At 63.6% G+C, this 14,208-nt stretch carries 12 protein-coding genes; 10 read left to right on the forward strand and 2 right to left on the reverse strand.

Going from position 1 to position 14,208, the window contains the following annotated elements; all coding sequences use genetic code 11:
• Positions 1–2: 2 nt before the first annotated feature.
• The 10 genes from ACTIF6_RS19570 to ACTIF6_RS19615 all read left to right on the forward strand — a co-directional run bounded on the left by ACTIF6_RS19570 (position 3) and on the right by ACTIF6_RS19615 (position 11,869).
• On the forward strand, positions 3–845 hold the full coding sequence (locus ACTIF6_RS19570; RefSeq protein WP_439589606.1) for a glycosyltransferase family 2 protein: 843 nt from the start codon (positions 3–5) through the stop codon (positions 843–845).
• Positions 846–876: 31 nt separating this feature from the next.
• Entirely contained in the window at positions 877–2,007 is a 1,131-nt protein-coding gene (locus ACTIF6_RS19575) for an N-acetyl sugar amidotransferase (protein WP_439589607.1), read from the forward strand.
• Entirely contained in the window at positions 2,004–2,618 is a 615-nt protein-coding gene (gene hisH, locus ACTIF6_RS19580; protein ID WP_439589608.1) for an imidazole glycerol phosphate synthase subunit HisH, read from the forward strand. Before ACTIF6_RS19575 ends, hisH begins: the two co-directional genes overlap by 4 nt.
• Before the next feature lie 4 nt (positions 2,619–2,622).
• Entirely contained in the window at positions 2,623–3,399 is a 777-nt protein-coding gene (locus ACTIF6_RS19585) for an AglZ/HisF2 family acetamidino modification protein (RefSeq protein ID WP_439589609.1), read from the forward strand.
• Positions 3,396–5,549: a bi-domain-containing oxidoreductase gene (locus ACTIF6_RS19590; RefSeq protein ID WP_439589610.1), complete on the forward strand. Its 2,154-nt coding sequence runs from the start codon at positions 3,396–3,398 to the stop codon at positions 5,547–5,549. Before ACTIF6_RS19585 ends, ACTIF6_RS19590 begins: the two co-directional genes overlap by 4 nt.
• Before the next feature lie 181 nt (positions 5,550–5,730).
• The gene (locus ACTIF6_RS19595) at positions 5,731–7,215 is read left to right on the forward strand and encodes a heparinase II/III family protein (RefSeq protein ID WP_439589611.1); all 1,485 of its coding nucleotides are present in this window, start codon (positions 5,731–5,733) and stop codon (positions 7,213–7,215) included.
• A 5-nt stretch (positions 7,216–7,220) separates the two neighbouring features.
• Positions 7,221–8,411, forward strand: coding sequence for a glycosyltransferase family 4 protein (locus tag ACTIF6_RS19600; RefSeq protein WP_439589612.1), 1,191 nt, complete (start codon positions 7,221–7,223; stop codon positions 8,409–8,411).
• On the forward strand, positions 8,408–9,361 hold the full coding sequence (locus tag ACTIF6_RS19605; RefSeq protein ID WP_439589613.1) for a UDP-glucose 4-epimerase family protein: 954 nt from the start codon (positions 8,408–8,410) through the stop codon (positions 9,359–9,361). Before ACTIF6_RS19600 ends, ACTIF6_RS19605 begins: the two co-directional genes overlap by 4 nt.
• Positions 9,358–9,918 (forward strand): sugar transferase, encoded by a 561-nt coding sequence (locus tag ACTIF6_RS19610; protein ID WP_439589614.1) that lies wholly within the window; start codon positions 9,358–9,360, stop codon positions 9,916–9,918. Before ACTIF6_RS19605 ends, ACTIF6_RS19610 begins: the two co-directional genes overlap by 4 nt.
• 4 nt (positions 9,919–9,922) lie before the next feature.
• Entirely contained in the window at positions 9,923–11,869 is a 1,947-nt protein-coding gene (locus ACTIF6_RS19615) for a polysaccharide biosynthesis protein (RefSeq protein ID WP_439589615.1), read from the forward strand.
• A 291-nt stretch (positions 11,870–12,160) separates the two neighbouring features.
• Here ACTIF6_RS19615 and ACTIF6_RS19620 read toward each other — a convergent pair whose 3' ends face one another.
• Both ACTIF6_RS19620 and ACTIF6_RS19625 read right to left on the reverse strand, forming a co-directional pair.
• Complete coding sequence (locus tag ACTIF6_RS19620) at positions 12,161–13,411, reverse strand: sensor histidine kinase (protein ID WP_439589616.1); 1,251 nt, start codon at positions 13,409–13,411, stop codon at positions 12,161–12,163.
• A gap of 23 nt (positions 13,412–13,434) precedes the next feature.
• Positions 13,435–14,151: a response regulator transcription factor gene (locus tag ACTIF6_RS19625; RefSeq protein ID WP_439589617.1), complete on the reverse strand. Its 717-nt coding sequence runs from the start codon at positions 14,149–14,151 to the stop codon at positions 13,435–13,437.
• Positions 14,152–14,208: the final 57 nt, after the last annotated feature.

Here is a 14,208-nt window from a genome sequence, read left to right on the forward strand (position 1 = left end):
CCATGAAAATCGGATACGTCTGCACCAATTACAACAACAGCGAGTACACCGCCAAGGCGGTGCGCACGCTGAAGGCAGGTGCGGGCCACGAATACGCGATCGCAGTGGTGGACAACAATTCCAATCCGGCAAGCGTGCGGCAGCTCAAGGCACTGGAGGCGGAATTTCCCGACATCCACTTGATCCTCAACGCCGACAACGTGGGCTATTTCCGCGGACTGAACATCGGCATCCGGCATGTGCGCGAGCAACATCCCGCCGTGGAGTGGATGGTGGTGGGCAACAACGACCTCGAGTTTCCGGTGGATTTCGCGGACAAGCTCTCTGAGCACGCCCCGCGCCTGCGCGAGCATGCGGTGGTGTCGCCTGATGTCGTCACCGTGGAAGGTGAGCACCAGAATCCCCACGTCATCAGCGGCATCAGTCCGCTGCGGGAGCTTACTTATGACCTCTATTACGCCAACTACTACCTGGGTCTGGCCATCCTGAAGCTGGCCAAGCTCATGCCTTCGCTCTCGGAGCGAAGCGACGAAGAAGAATGGCAGACTGCCAGGCCGATCTACCAGGGGCATGGCTCGTGCTACCTTCTGGGGCCTCGCTTCTTCGAACAGTTCAATGAGCTGTGGGCGCCCACGTTCATGATGTCGGAGGAGTACTTCCTCAGCAAGCAGCTCAGCGATGTGGGTCAGCGCGTCTACTACGAGCCCGCCATCCAGGTTGTGCACCACTGGCATGGCTCGCTGGAGAATCTTCCCAGCGAGAAGCGCTGGAGCATGGCCCGCGATGCGCACAGGGAGTACCGCAAGCATGTCGGGATTTTTCGCGGAAGGCGCCCCACCCCATGAAACCCAATGAAGATGCCATGAGGGCAACCCAATGAGAGCTTTTCAAGTCTGCAGCCGCTGTGTCATGGACACCAGCGACAGCCAGATCGTGTTCGACCAGAACGGCGTCTGCGACCATTGCCTCACCTATGAACGCGACGTCATGCCCAATTGGCACACGGACGAACGCGGGCACCAGGAGCTGCAAGCCCTGGTGGCGCAGATCAAGGCCCAGGGCAAGGGCAAGGAGTTCGACTGCATCATCGGGCTGAGTGGCGGCATCGACAGTTCCTACCTCACCCACGTCGCGACCGAATACGGCCTGCGTCCGCTGGTCTTTCATGTGGATGCGGGCTGGAACTCGCAGGTGGCGGTCAACAACATCGAGAAACTGGTCGACAAGCTGGGGCTGGATCTCTACACCGAGGTGATCGACTGGGAAGAAATGCGCGACCTCCAGCTCGCCTACTTCAAGTCGGGCGTGCCGCACATCGATTCGCCGCAGGACCACGCGTTCTTCGCCACGATGTACAAGTTTGCCGAGCAGCACGATGTGAAGTACATCCTGACGGGCGCCAACTTTTCCACCGAGTGCATCCGGAATCCGATCGAGTGGATGTACTACCAGTCCGACGCGATCCAGCTCAAGGACATCCACCGCCAGTTCGGCACCCGGCCGCTGGTGAATTACCCGACCACCTCGATCCTTCGCCACAAGATCTGGCTGCCGTACGTCAAGGGCATCAAGGTGGTCAGGCCTCTGAACTGCGTGCCTTACAACAAGGCACAAGCGATGCAGCTGCTGGCCGATGTGTACGGCTGGCAGCCGTACCCCCAGAAACACTTCGAGTCGCGCTTCACCCGGTTCTACGAAGGTTTCTGGCTGCCGCGCAAGTTCGGCTACGACACGCGCAAGGTGCAGTTCTCCAGCCTGATCGTTACGGGGCAGATGACGCGCGAGGAAGCGCTCAAGCTGCTTGAGCAGCCAGCGCTGGATGATGCGACCGTGCGGCAAGAGTTCGAGTATGTGGCCACCAAACTGGGCATCTCGGTGGAGGAATTGCAGGGCTACTTCGACGCACCAAACAAGACCTACCGGGACTACCGGTCCCAACAGAGTGTCTACAACTTTGGCGCGCGCGTGATGAAGTTGCTGGGGCTGGAGCGGGGGGGCAAGCGTTGATCGCCATCGTCGACTACGGGCTGGGGAATGTGCAGGCCATTGCCAACATCTACAAGCGGCTTGACCTGCCCTGCACACTGGCCCGCCAGGCCAGCGACCTCGCACCTGCCTCGCACATTGTGCTACCCGGTGTCGGCGCGTTCGACTGGGCCATGTCCCGGCTCGAACAGTCGGGCATGCGCGCGGCGCTCGACGATGCCGTTCTGCAACAGCAGAAGCCCGTGCTTGGCATCTGCGTCGGCATGCAGATGCTGGCGCGCCGAAGCGACGAGGGCACGGCTGCAGGTCTGGGCTGGATCGATGCAGAAGTCAAACGCCTCGATGCCGGGCCGGCGGACAACCCGCGGCAACTGCCCCACATGGGCTGGAACGACGTGAAGCCTCAGAGCAAGGAAGGCTTGTTCGCAGGCTTTGACGACCTGCCACGGTTCTATTTCCTGCACTCCTACTACTTTGCGCCGAACGACCCGGCCGACCGACTCGCCGAGTCGGACTATGGAACGCCGTTCGCCTGCGCGGTGCGCCACGGACACATCCATGGGGTTCAGTTCCATCCGGAGAAGAGCCACGCCTGGGGCATCCAGCTCCTGAAGAATTTCGCCACCCTTTGACGCCATGCTCAGACCGCGCATCATTCCCTGCCTCCTGGTCCACAAGGGCGGCCTCGTCAAGACGGTGGGCTTCGATCAGCCGAAGTACGTGGGTGACCCTTTGAATGCGGTTCGCATCTTCAACGAAAAAGAGGTCGACGAACTGGTGGTGCTGGACATCGATGCCACGCGCGAAGGACGCGAACCCGACTACAAACTGATTGCCAGTCTGGCCGCCGAATGTCGCATGCCGCTGGCCTATGGCGGTGGCGTGAAGAGCGTCGAGCAGTTCGAGCGACTGGTCAGCCTGGGTGTCGAGAAAGTGTCGATCGGCGCAGCCGCCGCGCTGACGCCGGACCTGATCGCAGAGGCAGCGAGCCGCGTCGGGAGCCAGAGCGTGGTGGTAGTGATCGACGTGAAGCTGCACAAGAGCCAGTACCAGGCCTGGACTCACAACGGGACCCGTATGGTGTCGAGTGGGCCGGTCGAATTGGCACGCCTGGCGCAAGCGAAAGGGGCCGGCGAGATCGTACTCAACGACATGGATCGCGATGGCCGCATGCAAGGCTACAACCTCGATCTGCTCCGGCAAATGCGGGCGGCGGTGTCGCTGCCCATCACCTGCCTGGGTGGTGCAGGATCGCTGGCCGACATGGCGGGGTTGATCAGGGAGTTTGGCGTCATCGGTGCGGCAGCGGGCAGTCTGTTCGTCTTCAAGGGCAAGTACCGAGCGGTTTTGATCAACTACCCGTCCCGCGCCGACAAGGATGCCCTGGTGGCGGCCGCAAGGAGTTCCGCATGAAGCAGGTGCTGCAAGACCTGTCCAACGGACAGACCACGGTGGTGGAAGCCCCCACGCCCCTCCCAGGTCGTGGGCAGTTGCTGCTGCAAACCACTCGCACCCTCATTTCGGCGGGAACGGAGCGCATGCTGGTGGATTTCGGCCGCGCCTCCTATCTCGACAAAGCGCGGCAACAGCCCGAGAAGGTGAAGCAGGTGCTCGACAAGGTGCGCACCGATGGGCTGCTGACCACAGTGGAAGCGGTGCGTTCCAAACTGGGTCAGCCCATCCCCCTGGGCTATTGCCATGTAGGCGTGGTGCACGCCCTGGGCGCTGGCGTCGACGGTTTCCAGCTGGGTGATCGGGTGGTGTCCAACGGGCCGCACGCGGACATGGCAGTGGTTCCGAAAAACCTGTGCGCCCGCATACCCGATGCCGTAAGCGACGATCAGGCCGCGTTCGTCGTGCTGTCCAGCATCGGCCTGCAAGGTATCCGCCTGGCGCAGCCGACGCTGGGTGAATCGGTGGCGGTGATCGGCGCGGGCCTCATCGGCCTCATGACGATCCAGTTGCTCGTTGCTCAGGGCTGCCGCGTGCTGGCCATTGATCTGGACGACAGCAAGCTCGCGCTCGCGCGTGGCTTCGGTGCCGAGACCTGCAACGCCGGTTCGGGAGAAGACCCCGTTGCAGCCGGGTTGGCGTTCAGCCGGGGCCAGGGCATGGACGCCGTGCTCATCACGGCCTCCACCTCGTCGAACGAGCCGGTGACACAGGCCGCACGCATGAGTCGCAAACGCGGGCGCATCGTGCTGGTTGGCGTTACGGGCCTGGAGCTCAACCGCGCAGATTTCTACAACAAGGAACTCAGCTTCCAGGTCAGTTGCTCCTACGGCCCGGGACGGTACGACCCCATCTACGAACAGCAAGGACACGACTACCCCTTGCCATTCGTTCGCTGGACAGAGCAGCGCAACTTCGAAGCCGTGCTCGACCTCATGGCCAGTAGCCGGCTACAGGTCGAGCCTTTGATCTCGCACCGGTTCGCGTTCGAGGATGCGCCCGCAGCCTACGCCGCACTCACCACCGACCGCACCGTGCTGGGCATGTTGCTGGACTACGCGTCGGACCCGGCCACGCGCCTGCGGACCCGTATCCAGGTGGCGCCGTCACCTGCCAGCCCGCGGGAGGATGCACCCGTCGTGGGTTTCGTCGGCGCCGGCAACTATGGCGCGCGCGTCCTGATACCCGCCTTCGTGGCCGCCCAGGCACGGCTGCACACCATCTGCTCCTCCGGGGGCGTCAGCGCGGTGGTGCACGGCCGCAAGTCCGGCTTCGAGGTCGCCTCCACCGATGTGCAGGCCATGCTGGACAACCCAGAGATCAACATCGTCGTGATCGCCTCACGCCACGACAGCCATGCCAAGCTGGTCACACGTGCCTTGCAAGCCGGCAAATCGGTCTTCGTTGAAAAGCCGCTGTGCCTGACCCTCTCCGAACTCGATGACATCGAAGACGCTCTTCAATCTCGACCTGACGCCAGCCGCGGGGTGTTGATGGTCGGATTCAACCGTCGGTTCTCGCCGCACGTGGTGAAACTGAAATCGCTGCTCGACACCGTGCACGAGCCCAAGTCGTTCGTTGTCACCGTCAACGCCGGGCGCATCCCCGCTGACCACTGGACGCAGGATCCGGAAGTGGGGGGTGGCCGCCTGATTGGTGAGGCCTGCCACTTCATTGATTTGCTTCGCTTTCTGGCGGGACACCCCATTGCCGCCATCCGCGCCACGGGCATGGGCGTGCGCGCCGGCAAGGCCATCACGCGGGACACGTTCACCATCACGCTTGAATTCGAGGACGGTTCGCTGGGGACCATCAACTACCTGGCCAACGGTTCTGCGGCATACCCCAAGGAACGCATCGAGGCCTTTGCGGCGGGCCGTGTTCTGCAGATCGACAACTTCCGCTCCCTCAAGGGTTACGGCTGGCCGGGCTTCGGCACCATGAGAAGCTGGCGCCAGGACAAGGGCCAGAACGCCTGTGTCGCCAGTTTTCTGACTTCATGGCGCAATGGGCAGGCACCGATCCCGCAGGATCAGGTTCTGGAAGTGGCTCGCAAGACCATCGAGGCTGCCGGGCAGATCCAGGCGGGCGGAGATGCGCAACTGGGCTGACATGTCCACCCTTCAGAAAGTCCGCCGCTACTGGGAAACCTTGCGCCATCTGCGCTCACCTCAGATATGGGGTCGCGTCGCCCATCGATTTCACGTTCCGAGTCCACCGCCAAAGTTGCCGGCGCCGCCACGCGCTCTGCCGGGCCACTGGACCGCTCCAGCCCGCCGCAAACCCAGCGTCATGGAAGCGGGGCGCTTTGTCTTCCTGAATCACGCGGGCACCCTGAACCGTGACGGATGGGATGGCCCCGGGCAGGAAAAACTCTGGCGCTACAACCAGCACTATTTCGACGATCTCAATGCCATGGAAGCGGCCTCTCGCCTCGACTGGCACCGCGAACTCGTGACCCACTGGATCGAGCAGAACCCGCCTGCCCTGGGCACGGGTTGGGAGCCGTATCCCACGTCGCTGCGCATCGTGAACTGGATCAAATGGTCGCTTCACAACGAAGTGTCGGACCGTGTATTCCTCGAAAGCCTTGCCACACAGGTTCGCTGGCTTGCGCGTCGGTTGGAGACCCATCTGCTGGGCAATCACCTCTTTGTGAACGCCAAGGCACTCGTCTTCGCAGGCGCCTATTTTTCTGGTGACGAAGCCGCTTCATGGCGACGCGTGGGCTTCGACGTCCTGCGTCGCGAAATTCCCGAGCAGATCCTGCAGGACGGCGGACAGTTCGAACGCTCCCCGATGTACCACGCGCTCGCGTTCGAGGACATGCTGGATCTCTACAACCTGCGCCAATGCTTCGACCCCGAAGAAGCGTGGCCCGAAAGCGCCGGCTGCGATCTTGGCCAGCAAACATTGACGCACATGTGGGCCTGGCTCCACACGATGAGCCACCCCAATGGCGAGCTTGCGCTGTTCAACGACACGGCAGAAGACATTGCGCCCGCGGTGAAGGAGCTAGACGCCTATGCGCAGCGCCTGGGACTGGCGCCAACGCCTGTACCACGAGCAACGCATCTGAAAGCCAGCGGCTACATTCGCCTGCAGGAGGGCGCAGCGACGGTGTTGTTCGACGTGGCACCGGTGGGCCCGGACTATTTGCCTGCCCATGCGCACGCGGACACGTTGAGTCTTGAACTGTCCCTGGGTCTCACGCGCGTGATCGTCAACTCCGGCACCTCTGTCTACGCGGAAGGCCCGGAAAGATCACGCCAGCGTTCAACAGCCGCCCACAGCACAGTGGTCATCGACGGACAGGACTCGAGTGAAGTGTGGGGCAGCTTCCGGGTGGCCAGACGTGCCTACCCGCAAGGCGTGCGCCTGAAGCTGGAGCGCGAAGAGCAGTACGCTTCGGCTCGCCACGATGGCTACAGCAGACTGTCGGGGCAATGCGTCCATGCGCGCAGCCTCACCTTGCAGCGCAATGGACTGTTGATCGAGGACGCCATCGAGGGCAACTTTGAGCGCGCCCAGTCGCGTTTTCATTTCCACCCGGGAGTCGCCGTCGAGATCGATGCAGACGGCCAGCGTGGCACCTGCCGTTTGCCAGACGGCAGCGTGGTCACCTGGCATGCCGAAGGAAACCGGAAGGCCCAAGTGGAAGCATCGACCTGGCATCCCGCGTTCGGGATCACCATCCCCAACAGCTGCCTCGCTCTGGACTGGGGAACGCGCCGATGCGCTTTCCAATTGCACTGGAACGATGCCACCGCTGAGTAACCACCATGCACGTGCTGCTGCTGAGCTTCTACTTTCCACCCGACCTGTCGGCAGGATCCTTCCGCATGGAGGCACTGGTGACCGCCTTGCAGGAGCGTCTTGGAGCAGATTCACGGATCACGGTGATCACCACCCGCCCGAATCGCTATGGCAGTTTCGAAGCACAGGCACCCGCCACTGAAGTCCGTGGCGGCTTGACGGTCCATCGCATCGACCTGCCGGCTCACCAGAGCGGCATGCGCGACCAGGTACGTGCCTTCGCCACCTTTGCCTGGAAGGCCAGGTCGCTGGTGGCGCGCGAACGTCCCGATGTCGTGGTGGCGACCACCTCCCGCTTGATGACCGGTGTGCTGGGTGCCTGGGCCGCGCGCAACCGCGGGGCACCGCTCTATCTCGACACCCGGGACATCTTTGTCGACACCATCGGCGACGTATTGCCTCGCCGCGCGACGTGGTTGATCAAGCCGCTGTTCTCAGCATTGGAGAAATGGGCGGTTCGCTCGGCAACCCGGGTCAACCTGGTATCGCCTGGCTTTCTGCCCTACTTCCAGCCGCGCTACCCGGATCGGACCTTTTCCGTGCTGAGCAACGGCGTCGACGACGCCTTTCTTCAGCATCGCCCCGAACAGCTGGCACAAAGCCAGAAAGCACCGGGCCCGATCCATGTGCTGTACGCCGGCAACCTCGGCGAAGGGCAGGGTCTTCATCACATCCTTCCAGCGCTGGCACAAACACTGGGGGACGAGGTGCGGTTCACCGTGGTGGGCGATGGCGGACGGCGTGCTCAGCTGGAATCGGCTCTGGCCACCCTGCCACGACATGGAGTGACTTTGCTCGCGCCAGTGAAACGCTCGGAACTGATCGCGCTTTACAACGAAGCCGACGTGCTGTTCGTTCACCTCAACGATCTGCCTGCTTTCGAGAAGGTACTTCCCTCGAAGCTGTTTGAGTACGCAGCCACGGGCAAACCGATCTGGGCCGGGCTGGCGGGATTTCCGGCGCAGTTCACCCAGAAAGAGATCGAGAATGCGGCCGTGTTCAACCCCTGTGACGCTGCAGGCGCGGTGGCCGCATTCCGCACGCTGCGGTTGCACACCAGCGACCGCGGCGCGTTCGTGGACAAATACCGACGCACCCACATCATGAATCGCATGGCCGATGACATCGCCCGAATCGGAGCTGGAAGTCTCGCATGAGCACCCGCAGAATCCTGTTGACCGGTGGCACCGGATGGGTGGGTGGCGCGCTCCTCAAGGCTTTGCGCGAACGCCGCCACGACACCCTGGCGGGAGTGCGCGCGGCATCGGCCCATGCAGATGCCCAAAGCGTGCTCATGGGCTCGATCGATGAAACGTTCCTCTGGCCCAAGGAACTGGACGACCGCGAGGTGGTGGTGCACCTAGCGGCACGCGTGCATGTGATGAAGGAAACCACCTCAGACCCCTTGCAGGCATTCCGCGCCGTCAACACCAGCGGCACCCTGCGCCTGGCACGCCTGGCAGCGCAGGCAGGCGTGCAACGCTTCGTTTTCGTCAGCTCGATCAAGGTCAATGGCGAATCCACGCCGCCCGGTGTGCCTTTTGGCCCCGTGGAAGCGGCAGCCCCCTCGGATCCTTACGGTCGCTCCAAGTGGGAAGCGGAGCAGGGATTGCGGGAGCTGGCGATGGAGACTGGCATGGAAATCGTCATCGTCCGCCCACCTTTGGTGTACGGCCCTGGCGTCAAAGCCAACTTCCACAGTCTGATGCGGGCCGTGTGCCGCGGCATCCCTCTGCCACTGGCGAGTGTCACCGGAAATCGCCGAAGTCTCGTGGCACTGGACAACCTGGTGGACCTGCTCATCACTTGCGTGGAGCACCCTGCTGCTGCCAACGAAACCTTTCTCGCCGGCGATGGTGAAGACCTGTCCACGGCTGGACTGCTGCGGCGTCTGGGCATCGCTGCGGGTCGCCCTGCCCGGCTATACCCTGTGCCGACCAAGCTGATCGAGACAGGCGCTGCCCTGCTCGGCAAACGCGATATCGCTCAACGCCTGCTCGGCAGCCTGCAGGTCGACATCACCCACACCCGGGAAACGCTGGGCTGGACACCCCCGATCTCGGTGGACGAAGGCCTGCGGCGCGCGGTCGCGGGGATGGTGTCATGAAGCGTGTCTTCGATCTTCTGCTCGCGATGGGCGCAGGCATCGTACTGCTCGTCCCCATCCTGCTGGTAGCTCTCGCCGTGCGATTCACCTCCAGGGGCCCGGCCCTGTACTGGAGCGACCGCGTCGGCCGCCACAACCGCATATTCCGCATGCCCAAGTTCCGCAGCATGCGGATGGACACGCCGGCCGTGGCCACGCACCTGCTCCAGGAGCCGGGCAAATACCTCACACCCATCGGGCCCTTCCTGCGCAAGAGCAGCCTGGACGAACTGCCGCAACTCTGGAGCATCCTTCGCGGCGACATGAGCTTCGTGGGTCCGCGCCCGGCGCTCTTCAATCAGGACGACCTGATCGCACTGCGCACCCAGCTGGGCGTGCACGAGCTGGTGCCAGGGCTCACCGGCTGGGCGCAGGTCAATGGGCGCGATGAACTGCCGATACCGCAGAAAGTGGCACTGGACGCCGAATACATTCAGAAACAAAGTCTGGCGTTTGATCTGCGCATACTCCTCATGACATTGGCAAAAGTGCTGCGCCGTGACGGCGTGGCCCATTAAAAAAATGGACCAAAGGGAATCCCGGGGGATTGCGGCCATCACGCTGCTCGACATGCCGCGCGAGGCCAAGCGCCTGATGGCCTTGGTGGTCGACATCGCGTTGTGCGTGTTGACGGTCTGGCTGGCACTCTGTCTTCGACTCGAACATTGGGTACAGCTGCGGCCGGAACATTGGTGGGCGGTGTTCGGCTCCATCGCCATTGCATTGCCGCTTTTCGTCCGCTTCGGCCTGTACCGCGCGATCTTCCGTTTCTCAGGCTGGAACGCCATGGTCAGCCTGGCACAGGCCATGGCGCTCTACAGCATCTTCTACGCGACGATCTTCACCGTGGTGAGCGTGCCCGGCGTCCCTCGCACGGTGGGCGTGATTCAGCCGCTGTTGCTGCTGGTGAGCGTGGGCCTGACGCGGGTGGTGGTGCGCTATTGGCTGGGCGGCCTCTACCGCACCATCCTGCAACGCTCGCGCATGCCCGGCGTGCTGATCTATGGCGGCGGCCAGGCGGGCCGGCAACTGGCTGCCGGCCTGGCGCGCAGCACCGAATACCGGCTGCTGGGCTTCCTGGACGATGACGTCAAACTTCAGGGCAACAGCCTGGATGGGCGCACCGTATACGCGCCAGGGGAACTGGAATACCTGTTCAAGGAACTGGGCGTGACCGACGTGTTGCTGGCGCTGCCCTCGATCACCCACGAGCGGCGCAAGGAAATCCTGGCAGGGCTGAGTCACGTCCCAGTGCACGTGCGCACGCTGCCCGACATGTCCGATCTGGCTGCTGGCCGCGTGACCATGAGCGACGTGCGCGAACTCGACATCGAAGATCTGCTGGGCCGCGATCCGGTCTCGCCCGACGAGGCGCTTCTGCACCGACTGGTTCGCGACAAGGTGGTGGTGGTGACGGGCGCGGGCGGCAGCATCGGCAGCGAGCTGTGCCGCCAGATCGCTGCATGCGGTCCGCGCACAATGTTGCTGGTGGAGAACTCCGAGTTCGCGCTGTATCAGATTCATCGGGAACTCGAGAACAGGCACCCGTCCATTGACTTGACCCCTTTGCTGGCTTCCGTGCAGGACGAAGCGCGCATGACGCAGATCATGCAGGCCTGGCGACCCGACACGGTCTACCATGCCGCCGCATACAAGCACGTGCCCCTGGTCGAACACAACCCGGTGCAGGGCCTGCGCAACAACGTCTGGGGCACCTGGGTGTGCGCCCGCGCAGCGCAGGCCGCGGGCACCAGCCACTTCGTCCTGATCAGCACCGACAAGGCCGTGCGCCCCACCAACGTGATGGGCGCCAGCAAGCGCCTCGCCGAGATGGTGCTTCAGGCCCTGGCTGCCGAGCCAGGCCAGACCACCACATTCGCCATGGTGCGGTTCGGCAACGTGCTAGGTTCCAGTGGCTCGGTGGTGCCGCTGTTCCGGGAGCAGATCAGCAACGGCGGGCCCATCACGCTCACGCACCCGGACATCAATCGCTACTTCATGACCATTCCCGAGGCGGCGCAGCTGGTGATCCAGGCTGGTGCCATGGCCCAGGGCGGTGACGTGTTCGTGCTCGACATGGGCGAACCGGTGCGCATCATCGACCTGGCAAGGCGCATGGTCGAACTCTCCGGCCTTCGTGTGAAGGACGAGCAGAACCCGGGTGGTGACATCGAGATCCAGATCACCGGACTGCGCCCGGGTGAGAAACTCTACGAAGAACTGCTCATTGACGACAACGCGCAATCCACCGAGCACAAGCGCATCATGCGGGCGCTGGAAGACAGCCTGCCCTGGGTTGAATTGCTGGACGTGCTGAACACCCTCGATCAGGCCATGATGACCAATGACATCACCACATTGCGGGCCTTGCTGCAGGTCTGCGTGCATGGCTACGAGCCTGCAGGCGAAGCCGCGGACTGGGCACCGTCCTCTTCGCCCATGCCCTTGCGCGAACACGCCACCAACTGAACCAAAAAAAAGCCACCTTGCGGTGGCTTTTGAAAGTCCTTGAAGGGACGTCGTTGGGAGACCTGATTCCAACGCTGGGCATCTGCCCAGTCGCTGATTGAAAGTTGTGACAGCAACAGCGCAATTGTGCGCTGCCACATGGTTTTCGACCATCCCCCATTTGTGGGAATGCACCGATTTTTCCTGGGCAATAAAACCCAAAAACCCCTTTGAATTCAGATGTCTTGACCCATCTGCAATCACGCACCCATCTGGCAGGCGGCATTTTTCCAGGGATCGACGGCGTGTCGTTCAGCGGGGAAGCTGCACCACGAAGCGGGCGCCACCCCCGGGCCGGTCTTCGCAGCGCACCTGGCCACCATGGCGCTCCACGATGGTCCTGACCAGCGACAGGCCCAGACCCACACCGCCTTCGCGCTCGCTCGCGCCGGGCAACCGGTAGAACGGTTCAAAGATGCGTTCGCGCTGAGCGACGGGCACACCCGGGCCGCGATCCTCCACCCAGAACACCACGCGCCCCGGCACGCTGGGGTCGGGCGCTGCAATGCAAAGGCGCACATCGGGCTCGCTGGTGCTGCCCGCCGTGGCGACGGGTTTTCCGTAGCGCCTGGCGTTCTCGAGCAGGTTGCGCAGCACCCGGCGCAGCAGCCGGGGATGCCCCTGCACCAGCGCAGGTGAAGCACCCGGCGAAATATCCAGGTCGGCGCCGGTGCGTGCGCACTCCTCGGCCGCCAGCCCCATCAAGTCCACTTCCTCTGTGGGGCCCAGGGCAGACGCGTCACTGGCGTCGCGCAAGTCGAGCCGGCTCGCCAGCAGGATCTCGTCGATCAACTGGTCCAGCTCATCGATGCTGCGTGCGATCTCCGCGCGCTGGGTGGGGTTGTCGCTGCCCCGGCCCAACAGTTCCAGGCCCATGCGGATGCGGGCCAGCGGCGAGCGCAACTCGTGCGAAGCATTGGCCAGCAGGGACTTGTGCGACTGCAGCAGCGTCTGCACGCGCTCGGCCGCGGCATTGAATCGGGTGGCCAGAAAGGCCACTTCGTCCTGGCCCTGCACCGGCAGACGGGTGGAGAGGTCGCCCGCGCCCCAGCGCTCCACGCCCTTCTGCAACACCTCCAGGCGCTTGGTCAGGCGGCGCACGATCGGATAGGCGCCCAACGCCACCGCCAGCGCCACCAACCCCAGCAGCCAGGCAAAGCCGGTGGGTGTCTGCAGCCATTCGGGTGCGCGGCGGCCCGGGTTGTTCTGGTCCTGGTTGGGGCGCGGAATCAGCACATACAGCGTGCGCCCGTCTTTCATGAGCACCTCGAACTCCCAGCCTTCGCCAGGAATGCGCACCGCACGCGCCGGCGCCTCGCCCACCACATCGCGCGCCCCGTCCCTTACCACCACAGTGCGCATCACGCGCGCATCGCGCTCGGCCCGGTCTTGCTCCAGCGCCTGCTGCCACAGCCAGCCCACCACCAGAGTGACCACCGTGACCGCGGACACCACCGCCAGCCAGATGCGGACGTACAGCCTGGAGCCGAAGAGGCTGCCCATGGTTCAGGTCCTGTTCACAGGCTTCAGTCCTGCTGCTTGGCGAACACGTAGCCCACGCCGCGCACCGTCAATATGCGTTTGGGGTCTTTGCTGTCGGCTTCGATGGCGTTGCGGATGCGGCCAATGTGCACGTCGATCGAGCGATCGAAGGCTTCGAGTTCACGGCCGCGCACCGCCTCCATGATCTGGTCTCGCGTGAGCACGCGCCCGGCGCGCTCGGCCATGGCCACCAGCAGATCGAACTGGTAGGACGTGAGCTCGCAAGGCTTGCCAGCCACCTGCACGGTGCGGGCATCGCGGTCAATGTCGAGCGAGCCAAAGCGCATCACGGGCGTGGTGCGCGAAGCACTGGCCTGGCCGGGATCGCTGCGACGGCGCAGAACGGCACGCACGCGTGCCAGCAGCTCACGCGGCTCGAAGGGCTTGGGCAGGTAGTCGTCGGCCCCGATCTCCAGACCGATCACCCGATCCATGGGATCGCCCTTGGCGGTCAGCATCAGCACCGGCACCCGCGACGCCTGGCCTGGCAGCGCACGGATGCGCCGGCAGACCTCCAGCCCATCCATGCCAGGCATCATGAGATCGAGGATGACCAGCTCGGGCTGAATCAGCTGCAGCTGTTCCAGGCCTTGCTCGCCGTCGTTGGCATGCGTGATTTCGAAACCGGACTGGCCCAGGTACTCGATCACCATCTGCGCGAGGCGCGCATCGTCTTCAATCATCAGCAAGGAAGAGGTCATGGTTTCAGTGTAGCGGGGTCCATGGGAACCGAACATGCTGGCAGCCCCTTGTGAACG

Origin of the sequence: Hydrogenophaga sp. (assembly GCF_051860785.1) — a bacterium.
In the GTDB taxonomy this organism is placed as follows: Bacteria; Pseudomonadota; Gammaproteobacteria; order Burkholderiales; family Burkholderiaceae_C; genus Hydrogenophaga.